The following is a 26,482-nucleotide window of genomic DNA, read 5'->3' as shown; positions in this document are numbered from 1 at the left end:
GGGAACAGGGAACTCTTAACTGGGAACAGGGAACAGGGAACTCTTAACTGGGAACAGGGAACAGGGAACAGGGAACAGGGAGCAAATAAGAAACACTCATTTGCACAAGTTTAAAGCTCAGTCAAAAAAAGGATGTTTTTAAAAGATGCGTAGCACGAAAAAAACAGTGTCATTATTTCAATCTCATGTTTTTAAACATGAGTTTTTCCTGTTCCCTGTTGCCCGTTCCCTGTTCCCTCTGAACGAATCATGGACGGTATTCGAGACTTTGAGCAGATGTTATGGTCAAGGACAGGCAGGATGCCCATCCCACAAAATTGAGTAATTTATCTTTTGGTGCTATACAATAGTTAACAAATAGAATTAGGAGTTTATAAGTAGTGTCTGAAGAGACTAAGACCCATTGCTTTGTAGTTGGCATTGGAGCTTCTGCGGGAGGACTACGAGCATTAGAAGAGTTTTTTGATAATATGCCCGCAGACAGTGGTGCTGCCTTCGTTGTAGTCCAACACTTGTCTCCAGACTTTAAAAGTTTAATGAAAGAACTGCTAGAACGGCGCACTCGCATGACAGTGAAGCGGGTACAAAGCGGAATGCAGATTGAACCGAATACAGTATATTTAATTACGCCTCAGAATAATTTAGTTGTTAATGATGGGATATTAGAGTTAATTCAGCAAAGCGAACCGCCGCGACAACAACCGAATTTCCCCATTGATATTTTTCTCGATTCTCTTTCAAGAGATCATGGTGAACAAGCAATGGCTGTGATTCTCTCAGGAACGGGAAGTGATGGCACAAGGGGGATACAAAGCATTAGCGAGTCCGGTGGGTTAACCTTTGTCCAGTCACCAGGAACAGCAGAATTTGATGGGATGCCCCAAAGTGCGATCGCTACAGGTATTGTAGATCAAGTGCTACCACCGGCAGAAATGGCAAGGACGATTTATGAAATCATCCAAATGCAGCGCCAAGGAGCAAGTCCAGGGGAATCATTACTTCCAGAACTAGAATCAGAGAAACTCCGCGCCATTATTCAAATTCTTAATCAATACGAAAAGCTCGATTTTTCCTATTATAAACCCAGCACTCTCAGCCGCCGCATTTACCGCCGTTGTTCCCTGAGTGGGCATAATCTCTTAGATGAATATGTACAATATCTAACCACCTCCAGTGAGGAACGGGCGCTGCTACGCGATGATTTAATGATTGGGGTGACAAGATTTTTCCGGGATTCAGAAGCCTGGGAATACTTAGATAAAGAAGTCTTACCCGAATTAATTAGCCCTTTGGAAAATGGTCAACAGTTGCGGGTGTGGGTGACAGCTTGCGCTACCGGGGAAGAAGCCTATTCTATGGCGATTTTGATGGATGAAGTCATCAACCGTTTAGGTAAACAACTGAGTGTGAAAATTTTCGCCACAGATATAGATGCAGCCGCTTTAAGTAAAGCCGCCGAAGGGATTTATCCTGAAAGTATTAGTATTGATGTTTCTCGTAAACGCTTAGAAAAATATTTTACCTTCCGTAACCGGAATTTCCATGTGTCGCGGGCGTTGCGGGAAATGATTATTTTTGCTCCCCACAACTTGGCGAAAAATGCCGGATTTACGCGAATGCACCTGATTAGCTGCCGTAATGTCCTGATATATATGCAGCCAGTTTTGCAACAGCACGTGATGAGGATGCTGCATTTTTCCTTAATGCACAAGGGTATTTTGTTGTTGGGTGCAGCGGAAACACCAGGGGAATTAATTGAAGAATTTAGTCCCCTGTATGAGAAGTTTAAAATTTATCAAAAGCGGCGAAATGTGCGTTTACCGATTCTGAATCAAAATTTAGAATATATAACTCCCGTTGTCGCCCGTCCTAGTCAAACCAGACGGGGGACAGTGCAATTTGATCCAGCTTTGGGTGCGGCTTTTAGTGCTTTTGTCCGCCGCCGACAATGTACCTGTTTGTTAGTTAATGATGATTTGGAACTATTTCACGTCGTTACTGATATGGTACAGATTATGCAAGTCCCAGAAGGACAAATGACCAGAGCGATCGCTGATTTAGTCCCAACTACCCTAAAATTACCTATTAATACTGCCCTACATCGTGCCAAACGCGAACGAAAAACTGTTCTTTACGGTAATATTCACTTAAATCAGGGCAATAATATTCGTAGTGTCAATTTAGAAGTTACCTATCATACGGGAGATACCCGCATGACTGACTTCTTCATGTTAATTATTGAGAATGAAGAACGTCCTTCTCTACCCAACCGTCCTGAAGCTTTTCAGCAAGACGCGGAAGCAACCCAACGCATTCTTGATTTAGAATACGAATTACAGCAAACCAGAGAAAATCTCCAAGCCACAATTGAAGAATTAGAAACTACTAACGAAGAACAACAAGCCACTAATGAAGAACTCTTGGCTTCTAATGAAGAGTTGCAAAGTACCAATGAAGAACTACATTCCGTTAACGAAGAACTATATACAGTTAATACAGAATATCAAACGAAAATTCGTCAATTATTAGAATTATCCAACGACGTGGATAATTTGCTGCGAAGTAGTGAAATTGGCGTAATTTTCCTAGATAGAGAATTGCGAATTCGTAAATTTACTCCCGCAGCTACAACTGCTATTAACCTGTTAGAAACTGATGTCGAACGTCCGGTTCAGCATATTACCCATAATATGAATTGTCCCAATCTGCTGGAACTATTACAGCGGGTAGTGGAAACAGAACGCCCCATTGAACAAGAAGTAAGAATTAATAATACAGAAAATCATTTGTTGATGCGGTTATATCCATATCTCAGAGATGATGGACAAGCCGATGGTGTGGTCATTACTTTTGTAAATATTAATGAAATTAAGCAAGTCCAGGAAGCTCTACAACGTCGCACGGAGGAATTAGAAAAACTTTATAATACAAATCCTGTGGGGTTGGTACTTCATGACGAAGAATTCCGCTTTGTGCGAGTTAACGAAGCAATGGCGGAAATTAATGGTTTACCAGCCAATGCACATATTGGTAAAAAACTCCGAGAAGTATTACCAGATTTAGCCAATCGGGTTGAACCGATTTTAGATCAGGTATTAACAACAGGAAAACCAATTCGCAATATAGAGATTTCTGGGTTTACACCTTCACAACCAAATATCCAAAGACATTGGATTGCTAGTTATTATCCTGTTAATCAACTTGATGGGGGTAAGGCTGTCAGTGCGGTAGTTGTGGAAGTTACCGAACTCAAACAAGCACAAATGGCTTTGCTCCAAAGTGAAGAAAGATTACGAGCTTTAATGAACTCTAGCCAAACTATTTTATTTAGTTGTCAACCTACTAGAGATTATCGAGCTACCTTTATTAGTGATAACGTGCAGTTGATTCTTGGTTATTCTCCTGAAGTATTTTTAGATGAAACTGGATTTTGGTATGATTATATCCATCCCGAAGATAGAAATCGGGTGTTAGCAGGATTAAATAGGTTAGAATTTGATAATACCTATTCCTTAGAATATCGGTTACGCTGCGCTGATGGTGACTATCGGTGGTTTTTTGCTCAGTTGCGGTTAATTAGGGATCAAGAAAATGAGCCGTTAGAGTGTGTAGGCTATTTAGTTGATATTAGCGATCGCAAAGCTGCTGAAAAGATTCTCGAACAACAGGTACAACGGGAACGACTATTAAAACAAATCACCGACGAAATTCGCCAAAGTCTCGAACCCCAAAAAATCTTTGAAACCTCCGCCAACCGCATTGGTGAAGCCTTTGGCGTAGATCGTTGTTTCCTGCATACTTACGAACTTGAGCCAACAGAGCATCTACCAATAGTAGCAGAATACTTGAGCGGTGATATTGCTTCCCTTCAAGGAGTCCTAGGACCTATTGCCGGTAATCCCCAAATTCATCAAATCCTTCAGCAAGATACAGCGATTATTATAGATAATGTATTTACTGATCCACTGGTATCATCCAGCATAGAAACTTCTCAAAAAATTGGTCTAAAATCAATATTGGCAATTCGCACATCCTATCAAGGAAAAGCCAACGGGCTGATTTGTTTACATCAGTGTAATTACCAACGTCATTGGATTACTGAAGACATTGCCCTGTTAGAAGCCGTAGCTGCTCAAGTGGGAATTGCGATCGCTCATGCTAAACTTCTACAACAAGCCGAACAGCGACAAATAGAACTTGCTCAACAAAACTTAGCCCTAGAAGCAGCCACCGAAAAAGCTCAAGCCGCCAGTCGCACCAAAAGTGAATTTCTCGCCAACATGAGCCATGAAATTCGCACGCCCATGAATGCTATTTTAGGATTCTCCGAACTATTACAAACCCTTGTCAGTGACGACTTAGCCCAAAGTTATCTCCAAGCCATTCAAACCAATGGTCGGACTTTGCTTACCTTAATTAATGATATCCTAGATTTGTCCAAAGTTGAAGCTGGGAAACTCAAACTCAACTATGAATCTGTGAATCTTCCCTCACTTCTGCAAGACATTCAACAAATGTTCTTACAAAGAGCGCAAGAAAAAGGATTATTTTTAAATCTCCACGTTGATGAATCCATTCCCGTCGAAATATATATTGATGAAGTCCGGTTGCGGCAGATTCTCGTGAATGTCGTCGGTAATGCAATTAAGTTTACCGAAAAAGGTGGGATTACCATCCGTGTCCATAGCCGCATTAACCCTAATATTCAGAATAACGCCCATTTAGAAATTTCTGTTGCTGACACAGGAATTGGGATTTCTCCCCGTGATCAAATTTTGATTTTTGATGCTTTTCGTCAAAGTCAAGGACAAAGTAATCGCAAGTACGGCGGAACCGGGCTAGGATTAACTATTAGCCGCCGTCTAACGCAAATGATGGGTGGTACAGTTGAGGTAACAAGTGAGTTGGAACAGGGTAGCACCTTCACCTTAATATTTCCCGAAATTACAGTCACTCAAACCACAGCAATTTCACCCTCATTAACCCCACAAAATCATGATTTAAGTCAATTTCCGGCTCTGAAAATTCTCATTGTTGATGACGTACAATCTAACCGAGATTTGCTCTTCGCCTATTTTAATGCTACTGCTCACCAAATTATCATGGCAGACAATGGGGCGATCGCTCTTAAATTAGCCATTAAACATCATCCTGACCTGATATTACTAGATTTGGTCATGCCACAAATGGATGGAATCACCGTTCTACAAGCCCTGAAGCAAAATCCCTCAACAGCGGATATTTGTGTAATCATCGTCACAGCTTCCATTCAAGAACAGGACTTTGAAGAATTACAACCCTTAGCTCAAGGATTTCTTCGCAAACCAGTTAGTCGTCAGGATCTTTTTAGTGAGTTGCAACGTTTATTTCCCTCCCAGTTATCAGTAGAGTTAAAATCTACTTCCCAGACACAAACCATCATTTCCCCAATGTCGCCCCAAGTCTTAGAAAATTTACCAGAACTGATAGAATTGTTACAACAGGAAGAAGCGTCTGTCTGGAAAACCTTACATCAAACCCTCCTAATTGACCAACTACGAGCTTTTGCGCTGCGATTACAAAATTGGGGAGAACAGTATAAATGTCCTGATTTGATAGAATACGCTAATACGCTAAAAACCCAAATTGATACCTTTGATTTGGCTCATTTGGCTGACACCGCTGCTAATTTCCCACAAATTAGCAAAAAGTTACAAAAATTGCTACCCTAAAAGATTATCATAAATTCTACAAATATAAGTAATTGGACAAAAATATTTACAGTCATTGCGAGGGAAGGGAAGCAATCACAACCCTGGGAATTGCTTCATTTCACTTCGTTCCATATGGCTAACGCCACGCAACGCTTACGCAATGGCATTGTGTAATTAATTCTGTCTCACTACTTATCAAAGGTTTGAGTCTGCTAAAAAAGAAAATAAGTAGGTGAACACAATAAAACCAAACTGTGTAAAGAAACGTAAAATCGCCCAAACCCTCTTCACTCTTCACTCTTCACTCTTGCCTCTTGCCTTTTGCCTCTTGCCTGCCCCCACGAGAAGACTTTTTCAGCAACCCCTATATAAATAATGGAAAAAATTGCTTTTAATCCCCAAGATTGTACAATATTAATTGTTGATGACCTGATTCAAAATATTCAAGTTTTAGGAAGAACCCTAGAAACACAAGGTTATTCCATTACCTATGCTTTAAGTGGAAAAGAAGCCCTCCAACGTCTTCAAGCAATTCAACCAGATTTAATTTTATTAGATTTATTGATGCCAGAAATGAGTGGCTTGGAAGTTTGCGAACAAATTAAGAAAAATCCAGATTATCATCATATACCAATTTTATTTCTGACTGCTAGTCACGAAGAAGAACATTTATTAGAAGCCTTTGAAAAGGGCGCGGCTGACTATGTAACCAAGCCTTTTCGATCTACAGAATTATTAGCCCGTGTGCGGACACATATTCAACTAAAACGCCAAACTAGACAGTTACAACAAAGTGAAAATAAACTCAATACCATCGTTACTCATATCAAAGATGGAATTTTAATTGTTGATGAAGCAGGAGTTGTAAAATTTGCTAATCCGGCTGCGGCGCAAATGTTTGATAGACCATTATCCGATTTAATTAATCGTGAATTGGGACTACCAATTGTAGTAGGAAAAGTTGCAGAACTTGATATTATTCGTTCTCGGGGAATTCTCGGACGGGCAGAAATTACCGTTGGGAAAACTGAATGGTTAGATCAAAAAGTCTCAATTGTTTCTATGAGAGATGTAAGTGAACGCAATCAAATTGAGAATAAATTAAGAATTGCTTTAAACAAACAGAAAATATTAAGTCAGAAATTGAAAAAAATAGCAAATACTGATCCCTTAACTGGAATTGCCAATAGACGCAACATTTTAGCAATTTTGAAAAAAGAATTTCAACGAACTCAATCTTACAAAGAACCTTTTTCACTTTTAGTAATTGATATTGATCACTTGAAATTTGTCAATGATTCCTATGGATATCCCATTGGTGATCAAGTATTAAAAGAAATATCTCAACTGTTAGTTAAGTGGTTACGCAATGAAGATACAGTAGGGCGTTGGGGAGGTGAGGAATTTATGATCATTTTACCAGCGACAACGTTACAAAAAGCGATGGAAATAGCTGAACATCTATGTGAACAAATTCGTAATTTAGAGATAGATACTACCTTTCAACCCATGAAAATTACTATCAGTATTGGCGTAACTGTCTATCAAGCTGATGATAAAACCGACACAGTGATACTAAAACGTGCCGATGATGCTCTTTGTCAAGCTAAAGAGTCTGGATGCGATCGCGCGATCGCCATTTCTGGGTAAAGAAAAATGAGCTAAATCAGGTCTAAATTGAAAGCCATAATTTTTTAGAACCAGAGTAAAGCTCAGATAAAATTATATAATAATTTGGTTTTGATGAGGTAGAATGTTTAATCTATTGAAGCACACATTTTTTAAATATGGATGCTAGAATGGACGCTTTTGGGATCAGAGTTCGCTATTTCAGAAAACGTTTAAAACTTTCTCAAGATGAATTAGCTGAAAAATCTGACTTACATCGTACATACATTGGTGCTGTAGAGCGAGGTGAACGAAATATTAGTTTAATGAATATTTTTCGTTTAGCTGATGCTCTTCAAGTTACAGCTAAAGATTTATTCGATAATCAACTAGAAAATGGGGAAAACACAAAATTATAAATGAGGATGAGTTATTGAATATAGCCATAGTAAATATTAGAAAAGTTTCAGAATTTGGCGTTGCTGATTAAGGGTATGAATTTTAGTCTCACGCAAAGGCGCAAAGACGCACTGAGGTTTGAGTTTTAAAGATTCAATTTGGGAATTTCATACCTCAATTCAGCAACGCCCAGAATTTAAACCTTACAAGAGCTATGTTGGTATCAATAACAAAGAGGAATTCTACGAAGGAATAAACAGTTTTAATTTAGTGCGCTCTATTACTGGATTTGACCTTTATAGTTATAGTTTTCTTCAGAGAAATTCAAAATATTTGAAAAAAGAGATAGATAATATTTTCTCTAATTTTTAATACATACTGCTGTTTCATACAAACGTTTTTTACCACCTCTTTTCCTAAAGGAAATTATTTTCTCAACTTCAAAACCCTCGTGTTGAAAAAGCTTACCTAAAATTACCTCTGTAAATATCTCTACATTGGAAAGCCTCGAATTGCCGACAACATAAACACCCTGGAAATTTCTGGATACGCTCTGTTTTAAACATTTTATATGTTTCCACAAATCAATAAAGTATTTGGTGGCATAATTACACATCAAGAGGTTTTGATTTTTGAGTTCATCATAATAACAAAGATATGGCTTAATCTCATCAGGAACTCTAATTAAATCCTTCTGTAAAATTGAAGTCGCTCTACCCCATGTTCCACCTATTGCTTGTAAATCTATTTCCGTAGCTTCACGAACATCTTCTAAGAGTTCTAAGAAGTGTAATTGAGGTCTAGTCTGATGAACATAACTATAACGGTTTGGATAAGGAGGTGAAGTAATTACAAAATCTATAGAACGATCAATAACTATATTTTGTAAGTTGTTTGTGGAATTACTGACTATAATAGAGTTGAAATTTGAAAATAATATTTGATCTTGATTGAGATTGATCAAATCTTCTTTTATGTTCTGGAGATTTGTACTAATTTCCAAATAAACATCTATCTCCCTCTGATGATTATCATCAAATGTAATAGTTGGATGATTTCTATGAATATTTGCACAATCTAAACACGCTTTATTCAAAGACAACCAGATATATTCAGAAATAGGATTATATTTTTCCTGATTCATTATCTCACGGCAAATAATCAAATTCTTTAACACATGAATTTTCCACCAACGAAAGACATTATGAATAATTGGAACTCTGGTATTGAATATCTCAATAACATCTTCTAGTGAAAATGTCTGATATTTTTTAATCGTATCAAATATTTCTTCAAGATAAATATTAATTAAATGCGTATTATCAATATTCCATAGTAACGACTTATTTCCCACTTGCTGAAGTAGAGGATTAATCTCAATTCCCATAGCCTTAATTCCATGCTTCTGACATTCAATAACTGTTGTGCCTCTACCACTAAATGGATCAACGACAAAATCATCTTTACTAATTTTAAATATATCAATAAAAAAGCGAACTAAATTTGGCGAATAGCTAGGGGTCAACCGATACCATCTATGTACTGACTCTGTTTGTCCTGCTTTAAATGTGATATCACCTATATCAATTTCTTGATAGTTAAAACCAGACTCCTCAATGCTTCTATAAAAACAGTTAGCAATATGAGTATTTCTATCTTCAAATAGTGATAAGTAGGTGAACACAATAAAACCAAACTGTGTAAAGAAACGTAAAATCGCCCAAACCCTCTTCACTCTTGCCTCTTGCCTCTTGCCTTTTGCCTTGCCATAACGACAATTTTCAACGCCAACCTACTTAGTTGTTGAAACATGATAACTTTAATGGTAAATTGCTACTTAAAAGTAGCACAAAATGTTCATATTGGCAATACTGCTTCAACTATAAATTTAGACTCTCCTGCCACCCACTACTATAGTACATAAGTTCTATTTTGGCTAATTTACTGCCATCTCAAAAATTCATCCCTAAGATTCTTTGATCCCCCTTTATTAGTTGTTACATACAGTCCTAAACTGTAGATGAGAGTGAAAGGCAGTTGGGAGAAATTTTGTGAAAAAAGTTTTAGCAATTATTCTGGGTGGGGGTGCGGGTACCCGGCTTTATCCGTTAACTAAACTCCGCGCCAAACCAGCAGTACCAGTAGCAGGGAAATATCGTCTAATAGATATACCTGTTAGCAACTGCATCAATTCGGAAATATTCAAAATCTACGTCCTCACTCAATTTAACTCAGCCTCTCTGAATCGTCACATCGCCCGTGCTTACAACTTCAGTGGGTTTAGCGATGGGTTTGTGGAAGTGTTAGCAGCACAACAAACCCCAGAAAACCCCAACTGGTTCCAAGGTACGGCTGATGCTGTGCGTCAGTACATCTGGATGTTACAAGAGTGGGATGTAGAAGAATTTCTGATTCTTTCCGGTGATCATCTTTACCGCATGGATTACCGACAATTTATCCAGCGTCACAGAGATACCAATGCTGATATTACACTTTCTGTAATTCCTATGGATGATCGTCGCGCCTCAGACTTTGGCTTGATGAAAATTAATGATTCAGGTAGGGTAATTGACTTTAGCGAAAAACCCAAAGGTGAAGCTTTAGCACAAATGCGTGTTGATACCACCATCTTGGGGTTGACAAAGGAACAAGCTGCATTACAGCCATATATCGCCTCAATGGGGATTTATGTCTTTAAAAAAGATGTTTTGATTAAGTTGCTAAAAGAATCTTTAGAACGGACTGATTTTGGTAAGGAAATTATTCCTGACGCAGCGAAGGATCACAATGTTCAAGCTTTCTTATTTGACGACTATTGGGAAGATATTGGGACAATTGAATCTTTTTATGAGGCTAATTTAGCCCTGACTAAGCAACCCCTACCTCCTTTTAGCTTCTACGATGAAGCAGCACCGATTTATACTCGCGCTCGTTACTTACCCCCCTCTAAACTGTTGAATTGCCAAATCACAGAATCTATGATTGGCGACGGTTGTATTTTGAAAGATTGTCGGATTCAACATTCAGTTTTGGGAGTGCGATCGCGGATAGAATCAGGATCGGTAATTGAAGAAACCCTGATCATGGGTGCTGACTATTACCAACCATCTGTAGAAAGACAATGCAGTTTAGAACAAGATGATGTTCCCGTCGGTATTGGTACAGACACCATTATTCGTCGTGCCATCATTGATAAAAATGCCCGCATTGGTCACAATGTGAAAATTATCAACAAAGACAACATCCAAGAAGCAGAAAGAGAAAAGCAAGGATTCTATATCCGTAGCGGCATTGTCGTTGTTCTCAAGGGTGCTTTAATTCCTGATGGTACAATCATTTAGTTAGTAGTGATTGGTAATTGGTAATTGGTAATTGGTAATTGGTAATTGGATGATTTATCTTTCTTGTCCCCTGTCCCCTGTTCCCTGTTCCCTGTTCCCTATTCCCTATTCCCTATGACTAAATTAATTTTGCTAATTGGTCTTCCTGGTAGCGGTAAATCAACCTTAGCAAAACAATTATTGACAGAATGCCCTCAGATGCAGCTAATTTCCACAGATGCTATCCGAGGGCAGCTTTTTGGCTCAGAAGCAATTCAAGGACCCTGGCTGCTAATTTGGCGCGAACTGGAACAGCAATTACAGCAAGCCATAACCGCAGATCAAGAAGTGATTTTTGATGCTACCAACGCCCAAAGGAAAAATCGTCGGGAAGTAATTACTCTCGCCCGTGATTGTGGCTTTAGTTATATCATGGGGGTTTGGGTAAAAACTCCAGTTTGGCTATGTTTGTCCCGAAATCAAAGACGGATTCGCCAAGTTCCCCAAGATATAATTCTCCGAATGCACCGTCAACTCCAGGATGCTCCCCCCAGTGTAGAAGAAGGAATAGACGAGCTTATATTCTTTTAATCATAGCAGAAGTACGGGAATTGCGATCGCCCATTCAGCAAGAACCACACTTGATCATAGGAATGATTTGTTAGTCTAATGTCAGGGTCTTTTTATCTGAGATTAGACCAAATAAAAGTTAGAAAAACATAACGTAAACGGCGTTGCTGAATCGAGGTATGAAATTTCCAAATTGAACCTTTAAAAATCTTACCTTTGCGTCTACTCTTCGAGATCACGAAGCGTGATTGCGCCTTTGCGTGAGACTAAAATTCATACCCTTAATCAGCAACGCCACGTAAACTTATATAGGAGGCTAGTAGATGGCTGCAACCGACTTTAAAGACTATTATGCAATGTTAGGAATTAGTAAAACCGCCACTTCAGAAGAAATTAAACAAGCTTTTCGCAAACTAGCCCGTAAATTTCATCCTGATGTTAACCCCAATAACAAACAGGCTGAAGCCAAATTTAAAGAAGTTAATGAAGCCTACGAAGTATTATCAGACCCAGATAAACGCAAAAAATACGATCAATTTGGTCAATATTGGAAACAAGCCGGTCAAGGTTTTCCCGGTGGTGGTCCTGGGGATATGGGCGGAGTTGATTTTGGTCAATACGGCAGTTTTAATGACTTCTTAAACGAATTATTTGGTGGTGCAAGTCCTCGCAGCGGACGACAAAGTTACTCTTATCGGACTCCTTCCGGTAGACCAGGTGGCGGTTTTAACGATTTTGGTTTTCCAGATAGCGGTACTGGTGGCACACAAGATACAGAAGCTGTAATTATTTTAACTTTTGCAGAAGCATTTTCCGGTGTTCAAAAACGCTTTAGTTTAGGAAACGAAACTATTGATGTGCGTATTCCTGGTGGTGCTAAAACTGGGACTCGTTTACGGGTGAAAGGAAAAGGCCAAATTAACCCCATGAGTCAACAACGGGGAGATTTATACTTAAAGGTAGAATTACAACCCCATACTTTTTTCCAAATAGAAGGGGACAATCTGGTTTGCGAAGTCTTAATTACCCCTGATGAAGCCACATTAGGTGCAGCGATAGATGTACCTACACCCGATGGTCATGTCAGTGTTAAGCTACCTGCGGGAGTTCGTTCTGGTCAATCTCTGCGCTTACGTGGTAAGGGCTGGCCTATAGCTAAAGGTGGACGTGGTGATCAATTTGTCAAAGTAGCGATCGCTCCCCCCAAAGACCTCACCCCCCAAGAACGAGAATGTTATGAAAAAATTCGGGCTATCCGCACTTACAACCCCCGCAGTCATTTAGCACAAGTTAAATTGTAAGAACTATTGAGAGCATTTCCTGAGAAAACAATCCAGAACTGCTATTTTGTCACCCTTACAAAAAACTCTCCCCAATTTTTCACATCCTGCGCTGTAGTAATTTGCTACAGCCTAATATTAGCTTATATATATTTAAAAACTCGTAGTTAATTTAAAGAAAATATTTACTTATGTAAAGCTTGCCTTTAAAGTTACATTTCCTGTACAATAAAAAGTGTGTGGTCAAGTCCTTTGTAGATATATATGCAAAATAGTTAGTATTTCGTCTGAATATTAAGTACCTGGGCGGAGGAAAATCAAAATATATTTCGTTTTTTGAAATGGCTAAAACTCAACGATAATAACCCATCGAGGTGAATTTACATATCGTTACACATTTTGGTTATACTCAAAACGGCTAGAAGCTGGACTTTTTTATCATACAAAGAACCAGTTCAAAGCCTCTCCAGTATTAAATATTATTCCTTTTCCCTCTCCTCTTAGGAGAGGGTTAGGGAGAGGTTTACCAGAGGGGTTTCATATTTGGTTAAACTATGAACCGTTCGCAGTATATTTCACATCCACCTACTTAATTCAGTCAAATTCAAAAATTATCTTGTATAGCTGTATACAGGGGCATGGATTGTTGCCACTGAATAACATCTTGTGAGGAGTGATATAGATGAAAAAGCATTCTCTTATACTAATTAATCACTACAAAAGCTTTTGCTACTTGGGTTTATTGCTAACCCTGCCAAGCTTGCTGATTACCACCACCATTTCAGTTAATTCCGCATCTGCGGCAGATGACATAGTAACTGAAAATCAGCCCAGTGAATTAATCACAGATAAAGTAGTCACAGCCGCCAAATTAGAACCAAAGGTTGAATCTATTTCTGAGCAACAACAACCACAACTAATTGCACAAACAGCGGACAGCAATCCGGACGATATTAATAAAATCCGCCAAGAGCTACTAGTTGAACCCCTCATCAAACTTAAAATAGTAGCACCTAAACAAACCTACCCACCTGGACTCAGTTTTGCTGCTCCCAGTGCCTTCGGCGCTAACATGGGTGATGCGTTTGTGGGAGCATCAGCAGCAACCGCTGGTAATAGAGGTAACTCTATAAATGACATAGACGGAAGCACTAGCGTCGGTTTTGGTTTAGGGAATTCCCAGAAACTAGTTGGTCTAGAATTATCCTTCAACAACGGTAGTATCAAAAAATTTGGCTCTAATGGCACCTTTGACTTAAAAGCTCACCGCATTGTCTACGCTAAAGGAACCAATCAAGTTGGTGTAGCTGCTGGCTGGAAAGCCTTTGCCCAGTATCAAACTAAGGACAGTAATGAAGAGATCAGGCCTTCCAGCGTCTATGGTGTGGTAACAAGCTACTCTCTTTTAAAGCCTAATGATGCTGTGAATAAAATGCCCGTCTCATTCTCCCTGGGGGTTGGAGGTGGTGACTTTAGGCAAGGTAACGCCAGTACTGGTGTATTTGCTGGAGCAGGTGTGCAAGTTCATCCCCAAGTCGGTGTGGGCTTTGGCTGGAGTGGAGTTGGCTTAAACCTTGGCGCTTCTTTCGTGCCTGTACCTACGTTACCCTTAACAATTACACTCCAAGGTGCGGATCTCACAGATAACAGTGTAGGCGGTACAACATTTGCGCTAAGTATAGGTTATGGTTTCAATTTCTTGCCTAAATAGGGCTTGCTGATAGAGTAGCGTGGCGATAAACCTGAAACCCTTGTATATAAAGATTTTAAGGGATATTATAGCCAAAAAATATCCAGGTAATCAGCGACTATAGCATCAATTGTCAAACAGTTCCATATTTTAGATAATCATCATGTTGAAAACCAGAAATCTCATTTTTGCCCTCAGCTTGAGTCCTCTGCTGTTATTTGCTTGGCAGTTACCAAGCCAAGCCCAGAGTTTCAGTCCCAGTAAAGGTTCAGCCGGTGTTGATGCTGGCGCTGCTACTGGTGCTTCACAAACTAGTGGGTTTGCCGTACCAACAACAACGACAACAACACCAACAACAACAACAACGATAGGAGGAACAACAACACCAGCAGTAACAGCAACAACAGCAACAGGAATTTCTATCACCATTCCCATCATATCTGGTGTTTCAACCGCCATTACAACTGGTGTTTCCACAACAGGTACTACGTCGGCGGTTATTACAACTGGTGGCACAACTACAGGTGGTGGTGGCGCAACTACAGGTGGTGGTGACACAACTACAGGTGGTGACACAACTGCGACAGTTCCGATATCAGTAGCGACCGTAGAATCAACTTCATCTAGCGTCACTGTGACAGAAGGTGCAACGCCAAATACTATTGTGATGAGTCTTGCACCACAAGTCCAGGTTGCTGTGAATCAGTTGGCTGCTGCTATTGTTCAGACTCTTAGTACAACAGGCGGTACAACAGGTGGTACAACAGGTGGTACAACAGGTGGTACAACAGGTGGTACAACAGGCGGGGATGGTACAACAGGCGGGGATGGTACAACAGGTGGTACAACAGGCGGTACAACAGGCGGGGATGGTACAACGGGCGGGGATGGTGGTACAGCATCCGTTGCTTCACTAGTCACAGGCGGTGCTGGGTCACAACAAGCTGCGGTAGCTCTGACAAACAGTCTCACCGCTGCGGGTATTTCCCCACAACAAGCAACAGCACTAGTCTCATCTCTCACAGGTTTGTTTGGTTCTACTAACGCTTCCTTACCAAATCAGCCCCTAGCCCAAGCAACATCAGGACAGCTGATAGCAGGAACCAAAGCTCTCAAACCTGTTTATGTCATTGCTCAAGGCGGTGCTGGGCTAAGTGTAAATATCAATAAGCTGAATGATGCTATTGTTGCTTACAACGGGATTATCCTCAACAGTGAACCGAAAGCTCTCAAGAATCTCTCTCGAAATACAGGTTTCGTCGGTATTGGTGGCATACTCAAACAATTGAGAACCGGGATCAAATAGCCGTCGCTCATTGGTGTCAACTTAAGCTCAAATCCCTACCACATCTCGTTCCTAGTCTCTGACTAGGAATGCAGTTAATGAGGCTCTGCCTCTAATATTATTGAAGGCAAAGCCTTCTAGAATTCATTCCCAGTCTCTGACTGGGAATGAGATGACTTGAGTTCTTTGCGGGATAGAGGTTTTACGTTAAGTTGACACCAATGGCTATCGCTCAACCCAACCTACACAATTTCATTGTTTGAGCTTAACCGACAAGTATTGACCTACAACCAACCTGCTAGATTTTTTTTCGTTTCATAAGCATTTCCTGAGTTGCTCAAACCGGGGATTTTGGGATTATCAACGGAATGACGGGGATTTTAGCAACTAATCCGGATCAGGTGTATATAAGTAATGTATATGTATAACTTTGAGATTATCCTAGTATTTATGGTTTAATTTTTAATAAAATAAGCATATACTCATCAAATCAAGGAGTTATTTATGAGTAATCGGTTCAAATCAAAAACCTCTTGGTTCGTGGCGACATTAGCCATATCTAGTTCCCTAATTGTCACATTCCCAGTACAAGCCGAATTGCCTCCCGTTGCCCGAGTAATTTATGTTGACCCTGTTAATGGTTTAAATGCTGCTGAAGCTGGAACATCAGCAAACCCCTACAAAACCATTACTTCCGCCCTCAGTCAAGCCAAACCGGGTACAGTTATTCAATTAGCTCCTGGTAATTATAGCAACGAATCATTCCCCATATTACTCAAACCAGGCGTAACATTACGGGGTGATGAATCCAGCAGGGGTGAGAGAGTAGTTATTTCCGGTGGTGGTGATTATATCAGTCGCACCTTCGCTAAACAGAATATTACCATCCTGACAAATCAAGATACCACAATCGAAGGTGTAACCGTCACCAACACCAATCAAAGGGGTACAGGTGTATGGGTAGAATCAACTAACCCAACGATCAAAAACAGTACCTTTACTAACAATGCTAGAGACGGAGTTTTTGTTACAGGTACAGGAAATCCTAAAATTGAAAATAACAGATTTGTACAAAACAGCGCCAACGGTATTTCCCTAACCAAATCAAGCCAGGGAGAAGTTCGTAATAATTTATTTCAGAATAACGGCTTTGGTTTAGCCATTGGTAATACTTCCGCGCCCTTGCTAACAGAAAATCAAATCGTTCAAAACAAAGATGGTATAGTGATTTCCGAATCCGCTAAACCTTCAGTGCGTAAAAATACAATTCAGAACAACACTCGGGATGGTGTTGTTCTCATTCATGATGCTTTACCTGATTTGGGGACTAGTAATAACCCAGGTGGCAATGTCATTGCTAATAATGGTCGTTATAACTTCAACAATGCTACGAAAAACAACACCATGTTTGATGTCACAACGACAGAAACACCAGATCCTTCGCAAAACGCTGATTTATCAGCCGATGATCCTAACATAGCACTGCTAAAAAAATGGGAACTAACACCTATAGCCTGTAACCCTGGTAGCGAAGTCGTCACCATCATCATGAGTAGCAGACGATACTGCATTACGCCCCATCCTGACTTAACAGCTAAACGTTACCAATATAATCAGGCTACTGGTAACCTCAAAGCTTTAGCAGATTCCCCTACATCTACTTCGTCTCGGAGAAAAGGGGGTTTATAGAGACATCCGGTAAGCGGGTTAGGGAGAGGTTTACCAGAGGGGTTTAATATTGGTTAAACCATGAACCGTTTTCAGTATACACAAACAAAATATCTCTCAAACCCTAATTTCTCCGTGACCTCTGTGCCTCTGTGGTTCGTGCGTAAATCAGATCCAGAACAGCTTATCTCCTCCCATTTTTAACATTTAAGAAGTCTTATGAAACATCAATTGAAAACAGCGATGATAGCGGCAACTTTAGCCCTCTCCAGCATTTTTGCCTTGGGGTCTACAGTTCAAGCTTTCCCAAAAGTAGATAATAGTGTTAATTCAGATGTAGATCCGTCGGAGGAATCCTATACAGGAACTCAATTCACCTGTGTACCTGACGGAAATGGTAACGTAGCCACCGTTGGTCAGCGAGCTGGTGGAGAACCAATCCCTGTCATTATCTGGACTTCAGATAGTTCCAAGTATTTTGGCAAGAAAGTTAGTCCTCAAAGCCGTTGCCAAATCGTGACAGAAAGATTTAATCAGGCTGTAGCTGAAAGTGGTGGTAGCCTCAAAGATGTTGTGTTGATGAACGGTCAAGTCGGAAGTAAAACCGTCATTTGCGTAGTTTCTATTAATGACACTGGTTGTGATGGCAATAATACTCTGTTTACCTTCAACCCGAAAAATGCCAAGAAGGCAGACCAAATTCTTGCCCAAATCGTGCAAATCAGTCGTGAGGGTTCCAGTGCCGGCGTAATTCGGGAAACAAAAGGTCGTGTCCAGGTGAGATTGAAGGATTTGCTAACCATGAATGCCAATCACCCACTCCGGCAAACCAGAAGAAACCCTCCTGCTCAAAATAACCCCGGTGGTTTGTAATTATCAACATCCTGCTAATAAAGTCTAGAGAAAACTAGACATTTACATCAGTCTAAAACTGGAAAAGTCTCATTTCTTCTTCTTTTTAACATTTAGGGAGTCTTATGAAATATCAATTAAAAACAGCGATTGTAGTTGCCACTTTAGCCATATCTAGCATTGTTGGTTTGGGAGATACGGTTCAAGCCTTACCACCAGTGGATAATACAATTGATAATAGTAACAGTAGTGCGATGCCAGATGTAGAACCATCGGAGGTAGCCAACACTGGGACTAAATTTACCTGCGTCCCCCAGGGTGATGGTAGCGTGGCTACGGTTGGTCAGCGACCCGGTGGTCAGCCAATCCCTGTCATTATCTGGACTTCAGCAGCTTCAAAGTATTTTGGTGAGAAATTTACTCCCCAAGGTCGTTGCCAAATCGTGACACCAAAATTAAATCAAGCTGTAGCTGAAAGTGGTGGTAGCCTCAAGGATGTTGTGTTGATGACCGGTCGAGTTAACAATAAAACTGTCATTTGCGTAGTTTCAGCAAATGACACTGGTTGCAATGGACGCAATACTCTGTTTACACTGAAACCAGAAAATGCCAAGAAGGCAGACCAAGTTCTTGCCCAAATCATGCAAATCAGTCGTGAAGGTTCTAGCGCAGGTTCCGTCCGTGAAACACAAGGTCGTGTACAGATCAAATTGAAAGATGTGTTAACAAGAAACCGTAATCTCTCTGGTCGGCAACCGGCAAAGACACCTGCCGTTCAAGATAACTCCCGTGGTTTGTAATTATTAACTCAAGTTGCTAGTAAGTAATTGGACAAAAATATTTACAGTCATTGCGAGGGAAGGGAAGCAATCACAACCCTTGGAATTGCTTCATTTCACTTCGTTCCATATGGCTAACGCCACGCTGCGCTAACGCAATGACATTGTGTAATTAATTTTGTCTCACTACTTACACTGCGGTGTAAGTGAATGAACCATTTTCAAGCCTTGTAATCAATCAAACTTTCGGAGCTTTTAATAGTCATATTATTTACGCCAACCTGTACTAGTAGTTCGTCAAATTTATTTTGACGGGTAATGATGGTAATGATGATCGGAAAAAACTTCTGTTCTTCCCTCCCCTACCTCCCCCACCTCCCCTACCTCCCCCACCTCCCCCACCTCCCCCACCTCCCCTGGGTTAGGGAGAGGTGCGGGGAAAAAGGTGATGGGTATTCCTGTAATTAGGGAACAGATGAAATTCTGATATTTTCCCTAATTAATAATATACAATTGGTAAGCATGATTTAATCCACATTATTTGAATATTAATCATGTTTTCTCCCATAGCTCGCAGGTTGTTTTTAATATTTATTACGACGGTTTGTGTGATTCAGTTGTATGCCCATTCCACCCCAGTAGTTTTAGGTGCTACATCCGAGCCTGATGTTACCGCAGCCAAAATTGCCAATCAGGTAACTGTGAGGATTTTAACTCAATCTGGTTCTGGCTCAGGGGTGGTCATTAAACGTGAAGGGCAAACTTATACAGTATTGACAAATAATCATGTAGTTGCTGATAGTCCTGAAGATGGTTATGGCATTTTGACTGCTGATGGTAAGATTTACCAGGGGCAACAAGTCAATGGCATGAATACGAAAAAATTGGACTTAGCCCTGGTAAAATTTACTAGTACACAGGATTATCAAGTAGTAAAATTGCCAAAGTCAAAAGCTATTTCTGAGGGAGAAACAGTATACGCCTCTGGTTTTCCAGCTTGGCATTTTGTCTTCAAAGGCAAGAAGATCACTAAAATGGAAGAAACCCGAAATTGGGGAGTTAAAGCCTTTCAAGTCAAACCTGGAACTATTAAAATGCAGATTACTAAAACTCTCCCTGGAGGTTATCAATTAGGCAACACTAATGATATCTTTCAAGGGATGAGTGGGGGACCTGCCTTAAATCAGCAAGGTGAACTAATTGGTATTAATGGGCTGTTAAAGTATCCTTTTCAAGGTATTGAGGCTTTTACTTTTACCGATGGGACTATACCAAAAGAAGAAGATTATTTGCAAATGGAATCTCTCAGTTGGGCTATTCCTATTGACAATGTTCTTGCTTTTCTCGAAGAACAAGAAATTGTCAAGGAAGATAAAACATAGTTACTAGAATTTACAAGAAGACTCAGAATCAGAATATGAATTTATATTTTACCAGGGTAAATTATACCATCTTGACTACGACAGTAATCGCAACTATTGTAATTTCTCTACCAACATCTGCTGCTGATACTGTTAGTACCCAAAAGATTGCTCAAATTGCTAAAAGCACCTCAGTCCAAATTAATGCAGGGGGTGATCTTACTCCCGGCGGTTCAGGAGTCATTATTTCTAAACAAGGTAACACTTACACTGTACTCACAGCTAATCATGTGGTGTGTGATGATTTAGGCCGGGCAGGAAAAATTACTTGCGCTACAGATACTACTTATTCTATACGCACAAACACGGGTAAAGATTATCCTGTCAAAGATATTAAAGTATTACAGCAAACTAGAAATGACGCAGATTTAGCTATAGCTACTTTTGTGGCTCCAGAAGATTATCCTATTGCGACTTTAGGAAACTCTGATCAAATGGTAGAGGGTGCAGATGTCTTTGTTGGTGGGTTTCCAGCCGTATTTGATAAGGTTGGAGCTGCCAGAGACTTTGCTTTCACTACGGGAATAGTTGTTTCTCGTGCCAGTAATGCCATTAATGGCTATGGTTTGATTTACGATGCTAGAACCATAACTGGTAATAGTGGCGGTCCTGTGTTTGATATTGCTGGTAGAGTTGTGGCCATTCACGGGTTAGCTGATACTTCAGGTAAGAATAAAACAGAAACGGGAGCAGTGGTAACACAGAAAACAGGATTTAATGCGGGGATTCCTATTAATACTTTTTTAGCTACAAGTGAGCCAATTATTAAAAACACCCCCATCAAGAAGGATAATAGTTCTACTAGTGAAAGTCCTGCTACCCGTTTAAACAATCCTCAGTCAGCAAGAGACTTTTATGCCAGAGGTATTACTAAACTAGATCAATATAATTATCAGGACGCAGCGGCAGATTTTACTCAAGCAATTAAGCTTGACCCTAAATATATAGAAGCATTCTTTAAAAGGGGATATTCATACACATGGGTCAGCAAACATCAAGAAGCTCTTACAGATTTTAACCAAGTTGTTGTTCTTGATCCTAACTACTTAGATGGCTACCTCAACCGGGGCTGGAGTCAGATATTCTTACAAAATGATCAAGCAGCCCTTGAGGATTTTAACCGGGCAATTCGTCTCAACCCTAACTATGCTGCCGCCTATGCCCATCAGGCTATGGCTTATATTAAATTAGGAAAGTATCAAGCGGCGTTGGAATCTTCCAAACAAGCTATTCGTCTTGATCCTCACAATAGTTATGGGTACACAATTCAAGCAGATGTGTTTAACAACTTAAAAGATTATCCAGCAGCCATAAAAGTGTCAACTCTAGCTATTATTATTGATCCTGATGATTTTAATGCTTACATTAACCGCGCCATAGCCTACACTTTAACTAGTAATTATCAAAATGCACTTGCAGATTATCAAAAATCCGCAGAAATATTTAATAGGCGTTATGTTAAAAAACCTGCGCCTGAAGCAGAGGAAAATCCAAAACCAACTTCTAATTCTCAAGCAGAAGCAAAGCCAAAACTAACTTCTAACTCTTCCACTGATGCTAATGTAGAGTTAATTAAAAGCTGGGAATTAACTAATGTTTCCTGTGATTCTGGGGAAAAGTTAGTCACAATTATGATTGATGGTAAACAATATTGTGTTAGTCCTCATCCTAGTTTAATTCAGAAAAGTTATCAATACAATCGGGGTACAGGTAAGTTAGAATCTTTGACTAAAGTACAGGAAAATCCAAAGCCAACTTCCCAGATTGCCACTGATGCTAATGTAGAGTTAATTAAAAGCTGGGAATTAACTAATGTTTCCTGTGATTCTGGGGGAAAATTAGTCACAATTATGATTGATGGTAAACAATATTGTGTTAGTCCTCATCCTAGTTTAATTCGGGAAAGTTATCAATACAATCGGGGTACAGGTAGGTTAGGAGCTTTTAATTAAACTGCGTCCTATTCAATTATATTTTTCCAGAAGTGTCTCTATACTGGCATTATGATCTAAAAAGGAAAATAAATGCCTGTAGAGCAGTTTGCCATCTTTATCTAATACAAATTGTGCTGGTAAAGGCGCTCCCAATGCTTGTCCAGTTTTATAAGTACGAAATGTATGGCAACTGGAATCACTTAATAATGGCATTTTTAGGCCCAAGTCTTGAACTATTATTTGACTTTGCTTTTTGTCGGTGCTGGTAATTAATAAAATTTCAATTCCCCGATTTTTAAACTGTTCATAGTTCTCATTTAAAGCTTGAATATGGGGATAACAAAATGGACAATATTGCTTTTCGGTAAATATTCTGGTAAAGGCAATTATTACAGGTTGTTTACCGCGAAAATCAGATAGCTTAACTACAGCATTATTGGTAATATCTGATAGTTTAAAATCTGGTGTGCCTACACCCAATCTAAAATTATCTAGCGCTGGTATGGGTAGAAAATTATGGAAAAATCGCTCATTAAATAAGCCAGTAAAATCAGTTGAAGTCAGCATAAAAAATTCAAAATTAGAAGTTTAATTACCAAATTTCCCATTCTCTAAATATCAGCAAAGTAAATTTTAGACTTCACCGGATCAGGATTCATGGTTTTGTCTCCAGGTTGCCAGTTAACAGGACAAACTTCATCAATATGGGACTGAACGTGCTGAATTGCTTGTAATGTTCGCAGGGATTCATCTACGTTGCGACCAAAAGCTAAGTTATTAATAGTGGAGTGTTGCAGAATACCATCTTTGTCTACGATGAATAAACCCCGCAAAGCAATACCAGCGTTTGGGTCAAGAACGTTGTAAGCGGCACTAATTTCTTTTTTGATGTCGGAAACTAGGGGATAATTTATATCACCGACTCCACCAGATTTACGATCTGTTTGAATCCAAGCGAGGTGGGAAAATTCACTATCAACGGAAATACCCAATATCTCTGTATTTAGTTGGCTAAATTCTGGGTAGCGATCGCTAAATGCTGTTACTTCAGTTGGACAAACAAAGGTAAAATCTAAGGGATAGAACAACAGAAGAACATATCTACCACGATAATCAGACAATTTAATTGACTTAAACTCTTGATCTACTACGCTTGTTGCTGTAAAGTCGGGAGCTTGTTGACCAATACGGAGACATCCCTCTGTTCTATAGGTAAGTGTCATATTTTCGGCTGAATTAGGGACTTTTTAACTCAATATCATCAATAATAAATTATATCACGAAGCAGGATATCTGCAAGTTGGCTTTTAGGGATATGCGCTCCCGTAGCCTACGTGGAAGCGCATCTAAAGACCGAAAGACTAACTTCTATTTTTGGTGCAAATCCTAATTATTCGCATACTTACCAATCACTTGAGCTAAATCTGGTACTGCTTCTTGTACGTGCTTTTCTGCGGAATTACGGAATTTTTCGTAAGTTCCTCGCACAAGTTGGCGTTTCGTATTTTTAACCCTGGCATCGGTTACGCTCAATAGCGCATTTGCAGTGCGACCACTATTTGCTGTGAGATATTTTACTGGTTCACCATGTTGCACTCCTTCACTCCAGATGGGATCAATTGCAGTTAAGCAAACTGGGAGGAGGGACTCAATAACATTGGGGATATAACCCGGTTGAATTCCCTTCAGTGCAGCAAAGGCGGCTTTTAGGGCTATGCCACTCATGCCTGACTTAGATGCTAGTTGTACGTCTATCATGGTGCAGCAGTCTTGGACAATTAAGTCCTTATGACTAGAATTCATTATTTCTTCACTCAGTCCCATTTTAATACTCCTACGTATCAAATTGCTTGACTTATTATTCTATAAGTAGTTGGATAAAATTAAATTCATTCCTAGAGTCAGGGAACAGGGAAGACTCAATTTTCCAGACTTGATATTACCAATTAATTTCCCTGTTCCCAGTTCCCAAACATAAAAACTGAAGATAAGTAGGTGAACACAATAAAACCAAACTGTGTAAAGAAACGTAAAATCGCCCAAACCCTCTTCACTCTTGCCTCTTCACTCTTGCCTCTTGCCTCTTGCCTTTTGCCTTGCCATAACGACAATTTTCAACGCCAACCTACTTATTATTAATTCCCCTGTTGAACTTATCCCCTGGAGAAGTTATTATATATGGGAATAAGATGCGTCTTGGCAATGGCAAAATAGTCTAAAAAATAAAAAATAGTTCAGAAGACACCGATTTCAGGAGTTAATCAATTTTACCTTGAGTATCATTATTCCCCCGTCTCTCAGTAGATGATACTGTGGGATATTAACTTCACGATTGGGATAACCCCTGAATTCTTTGTTGATAAAATTTCTATTCAACTTTCACTGATCAGAATCAACCATAACAGTATGTCTTACGTATCTCTCCTAAAAAACATACCAGAAATATTCGGACAACCAACGGGAATAGCTGCCATAGCCTCCCTTGGTATCCACGGTGCTATTGCCTTGATTGTGCCATTAATGCCAGTTAACTCTAATCACTCTTCTAAAACTGACTCACCCAAAGCAGTCGGATTAATAGAATTGAGCGCGGCTGATCAAAGCCGATTACCACAACCTCCTAGTACATCCCAGGTAGCTTTACAGCAACCCCAATTACCCCTACAGCAACAACTACCAGGTATTAATTTGAGTAGTCCATTAACTAGCTATCCCCCTTTACAACCGGAATTATCTAGTCAGTCGGTATTACCAGCTATTCCGAGTTCGCCAACCAACTTGAACCTGTCTTATCTACCCAGTAGGCAATCTATTGAAAGATTGACTCGCAATGATTTACAAATAGCAATGTCTAGATTGCCAGCCAGAAGTACATATACTCCCCCAACCGCTTCGACCTCTCCTTTTGTCAATAATTTAGATCAGCAAATACGAGAAACTGCACCTCTAGGTATTAATAAGTTGCCAGAACTGCGACAAAGTAATGAAATACCAGGAGAACCACTAAATAATCCATCTGCTGAAGCCATTGATATTGGCACTACAACAACAGCGGGTATTTCAGCACCACAAACAGTGGAATCAGGAAATAATGCCATTAAAGTCCCTCAATATGGGGAAAAATTAGCTTTAACAGATAATTCTCAGGGAAAATCACCAGCAATCATCACAAATGAATCTGCATCAAAAGGTAAACGAACGGAACAATTACTGGCTAAACTGAATTCTTACAATACTCTTAGACAAAATATTCGTCAAGAATACCCCAATGTAAAAGAGAAAGGGGTAATTCGTGAAACCATCTCTACAGATACACCTGAGATGGAAGGAACAGTTGTGGGTAGATTAGTTGTAGATGCAGATGGTAAGGTCTTAGATATTAAGTTCCAAGCAGGAGCAGAATCACCGCAGCTACAATCTAAGGTTAGAGAATTTTTCATCGCCAATCCACCTCAAGCTGATAAGCAGTTAATTAGTTCTTATCCTTTCCAACTGAAGTTCCAAAATAATCCCAATGCTACAGGCGTAAGTTCTAAGATTCAACCTCCCGCTACTTCAAATACAGAAAAGGTATTTGAACCTCAAATCAAACCTTCAGTAACTCCCAACTCTCAAAAATTACCTGAACCTCAAATCAAACCTTCAGTAACTCCCAACTCTCAAAAATTACCCCCTGAGACTCCACCGGTAAATAATCTTGGTTCTATCACGTCAGCAACACCCAACAGTGATGCTCCCGCTGTCTCTACTGAATCTAGTAAAAAACTTATTCAAACCCTACGCCAAATCAAGGAAAAAAGAAAAAATCCTTAGCACCATGATCAAAAATTTGGTGCGTTACCCTGTCGTTCTATGCTTTACACACCCTAGTAGTCTGTCAACCCGAAAATGACGGGTGAGGGCAAGCAGGGGTAGGGGAGGTTGGGGGGGTAGGGGAGGTTGGGGGGGTAGGGGAGGTTGGGGGGTAGGGGAGGGAAGAACAG

17 protein-coding genes and 1 pseudogene are annotated in these 26,482 nt (G+C 39.9%); 14 read left to right on the top strand and 4 right to left on the bottom strand.

Annotation, left to right across the window (positions count from 1 at the left end; translation table 11 throughout):
- The first annotated feature begins 380 nt into the window (after window positions 1–380).
- The 3 genes from AA650_RS14265 (at window position 381) to AA650_RS14255 (ending at window position 7,720) form a co-directional block, all read left to right on the top strand.
- Window positions 381–5,711 carry a chemotaxis protein CheB gene (locus AA650_RS14265; RefSeq protein WP_053539515.1) on the top strand — a complete coding sequence of 1,777 codons (5,331 nt, stop codon included), beginning with the start codon at window positions 381–383 and terminating at the stop codon, window positions 5,709–5,711.
- Window positions 5,712–6,068: 357 nt separating this feature from the next.
- The gene (locus AA650_RS14260) at window positions 6,069–7,343 is read left to right on the top strand and encodes a diguanylate cyclase (protein WP_053539514.1); all 1,275 of its coding nucleotides are present in this window, start codon (window positions 6,069–6,071) and stop codon (window positions 7,341–7,343) included.
- Window positions 7,344–7,480: 137 nt separating this feature from the next.
- Window positions 7,481–7,720, top strand: coding sequence for a helix-turn-helix domain-containing protein (locus AA650_RS14255; RefSeq protein WP_053539513.1), 240 nt, complete (start codon window positions 7,481–7,483; stop codon window positions 7,718–7,720).
- 341 nt (window positions 7,721–8,061) lie between these two features.
- Here the strand turns inward: AA650_RS14255 and AA650_RS14245 are convergent, their stop codons facing one another.
- On the bottom strand, window positions 8,062–9,384 hold the full coding sequence (locus tag AA650_RS14245) for a DNA methyltransferase (protein ID WP_053541293.1): 1,323 nt from the start codon (window positions 9,382–9,384) through the stop codon (window positions 8,062–8,064).
- Between the two features lie 367 nt (window positions 9,385–9,751).
- Between AA650_RS14245 and AA650_RS14240 the strand changes: the two genes are divergently transcribed.
- The 10 genes and pseudogenes from AA650_RS14240 to AA650_RS14195 all read left to right on the top strand — a co-directional run bounded on the left by AA650_RS14240 (window position 9,752) and on the right by AA650_RS14195 (window position 22,517).
- Complete coding sequence (locus AA650_RS14240) at window positions 9,752–11,041, top strand: glucose-1-phosphate adenylyltransferase (RefSeq protein ID WP_039201600.1); 1,290 nt, start codon at window positions 9,752–9,754, stop codon at window positions 11,039–11,041.
- A gap of 114 nt (window positions 11,042–11,155) precedes the next feature.
- On the top strand, window positions 11,156–11,611 hold the full coding sequence (locus AA650_RS14235) for an AAA family ATPase (RefSeq protein WP_053539511.1): 456 nt from the start codon (window positions 11,156–11,158) through the stop codon (window positions 11,609–11,611).
- A gap of 302 nt (window positions 11,612–11,913) precedes the next feature.
- Window positions 11,914–12,891: a DnaJ C-terminal domain-containing protein gene (locus AA650_RS14230; RefSeq protein WP_053539510.1), complete on the top strand. Its 978-nt coding sequence runs from the start codon at window positions 11,914–11,916 to the stop codon at window positions 12,889–12,891.
- Between the two features lie 661 nt (window positions 12,892–13,552).
- A complete protein-coding gene (locus AA650_RS14225; RefSeq protein WP_053539509.1) occupies window positions 13,553–14,581 on the top strand; it encodes a hypothetical protein in 1,029 nt (342 codons plus the stop codon).
- A gap of 142 nt (window positions 14,582–14,723) precedes the next feature.
- The gene (locus AA650_RS27970) at window positions 14,724–15,866 is read left to right on the top strand and encodes a hypothetical protein (protein WP_053539508.1); all 1,143 of its coding nucleotides are present in this window, start codon (window positions 14,724–14,726) and stop codon (window positions 15,864–15,866) included.
- 483 nt (window positions 15,867–16,349) lie between these two features.
- Window positions 16,350–17,252, top strand: a pseudogene (locus tag AA650_RS14215) (DUF1565 domain-containing protein); the annotation flags it as partial.
- A gap of 480 nt (window positions 17,253–17,732) precedes the next feature.
- Entirely contained in the window at window positions 17,733–18,386 is a 654-nt protein-coding gene (locus AA650_RS14210; protein WP_053539506.1) for a COP23 domain-containing protein, read from the top strand.
- A 104-nt stretch (window positions 18,387–18,490) separates the two neighbouring features.
- Window positions 18,491–19,165 (top strand): COP23 domain-containing protein, encoded by a 675-nt coding sequence (locus AA650_RS14205; protein WP_053539505.1) that lies wholly within the window; start codon window positions 18,491–18,493, stop codon window positions 19,163–19,165.
- A 533-nt stretch (window positions 19,166–19,698) separates the two neighbouring features.
- A complete protein-coding gene (locus AA650_RS14200) occupies window positions 19,699–20,526 on the top strand; it encodes a S1 family peptidase (RefSeq protein ID WP_053539504.1) in 828 nt (275 codons plus the stop codon).
- 71 nt (window positions 20,527–20,597) lie between these two features.
- On the top strand, window positions 20,598–22,517 hold the full coding sequence (locus tag AA650_RS14195) for a tetratricopeptide repeat-containing S1 family peptidase (protein WP_234413184.1): 1,920 nt from the start codon (window positions 20,598–20,600) through the stop codon (window positions 22,515–22,517).
- Between the two features lie 12 nt (window positions 22,518–22,529).
- Here AA650_RS14195 and AA650_RS14190 read toward each other — a convergent pair whose 3' ends face one another.
- The 3 genes from AA650_RS14190 to AA650_RS14180 form a co-directional block, all read right to left on the bottom strand.
- Complete coding sequence (locus AA650_RS14190) at window positions 22,530–23,066, bottom strand: peroxiredoxin family protein (RefSeq protein WP_053539503.1); 537 nt, start codon at window positions 23,064–23,066, stop codon at window positions 22,530–22,532.
- Window positions 23,067–23,110: 44 nt separating this feature from the next.
- Window positions 23,111–23,722, bottom strand: a complete 612-nt coding sequence (locus tag AA650_RS14185; RefSeq protein ID WP_053539502.1) for a peroxiredoxin — start codon at window positions 23,720–23,722, stop codon at window positions 23,111–23,113.
- A gap of 163 nt (window positions 23,723–23,885) precedes the next feature.
- Window positions 23,886–24,323, bottom strand: coding sequence for a DUF6918 family protein (locus tag AA650_RS14180; RefSeq protein WP_053539501.1), 438 nt, complete (start codon window positions 24,321–24,323; stop codon window positions 23,886–23,888).
- Window positions 24,324–24,905: 582 nt separating this feature from the next.
- Between AA650_RS14180 and AA650_RS14175 the strand changes: the two genes are divergently transcribed.
- A complete protein-coding gene (locus AA650_RS14175; RefSeq protein ID WP_053539500.1) occupies window positions 24,906–26,312 on the top strand; it encodes a hypothetical protein in 1,407 nt (468 codons plus the stop codon).
- Window positions 26,313–26,482 lie beyond the last annotated feature (170 nt).

This window comes from Anabaena sp. WA102 (genome assembly GCF_001277295.1).
Lineage (GTDB): Bacteria > Cyanobacteriota > Cyanobacteriia > Cyanobacteriales > Nostocaceae > Dolichospermum > Dolichospermum heterosporum.
This window is presented reverse-complemented; position numbering and strand designations above follow the sequence as displayed.

Coding starts and splice junctions, on each gene's coding strand:
- AA650_RS14190 (WP_053539503.1), bottom strand. CDS start 23,066: ATGCTGACTTCAACTGATTTTACTGGCTTATTTAATGAGCGATTTTTC.
- AA650_RS27970 (WP_053539508.1), top strand. CDS start 14,724: ATGTTGAAAACCAGAAATCTCATTTTTGCCCTCAGCTTGAGTCCTCTG.
- AA650_RS14185 (WP_053539502.1), bottom strand. CDS start 23,722: ATGACACTTACCTATAGAACAGAGGGATGTCTCCGTATTGGTCAACAA.
- AA650_RS14200 (WP_053539504.1), top strand. CDS start 19,699: ATGTTTTCTCCCATAGCTCGCAGGTTGTTTTTAATATTTATTACGACG.
- AA650_RS14205 (WP_053539505.1), top strand. CDS start 18,491: ATGAAATATCAATTAAAAACAGCGATTGTAGTTGCCACTTTAGCCATA.
- AA650_RS14210 (WP_053539506.1), top strand. CDS start 17,733: ATGAAACATCAATTGAAAACAGCGATGATAGCGGCAACTTTAGCCCTC.
- AA650_RS14230 (WP_053539510.1), top strand. CDS start 11,914: ATGGCTGCAACCGACTTTAAAGACTATTATGCAATGTTAGGAATTAGT.
- AA650_RS14175 (WP_053539500.1), top strand. CDS start 24,906: ATGTCTTACGTATCTCTCCTAAAAAACATACCAGAAATATTCGGACAA.
- AA650_RS14225 (WP_053539509.1), top strand. CDS start 13,553: ATGAAAAAGCATTCTCTTATACTAATTAATCACTACAAAAGCTTTTGC.
- AA650_RS14180 (WP_053539501.1), bottom strand. CDS start 24,323: ATGGGACTGAGTGAAGAAATAATGAATTCTAGTCATAAGGACTTAATT.
- AA650_RS14255 (WP_053539513.1), top strand. CDS start 7,481: ATGGATGCTAGAATGGACGCTTTTGGGATCAGAGTTCGCTATTTCAGA.
- AA650_RS14235 (WP_053539511.1), top strand. CDS start 11,156: ATGACTAAATTAATTTTGCTAATTGGTCTTCCTGGTAGCGGTAAATCA.
- AA650_RS14260 (WP_053539514.1), top strand. CDS start 6,069: ATGGAAAAAATTGCTTTTAATCCCCAAGATTGTACAATATTAATTGTT.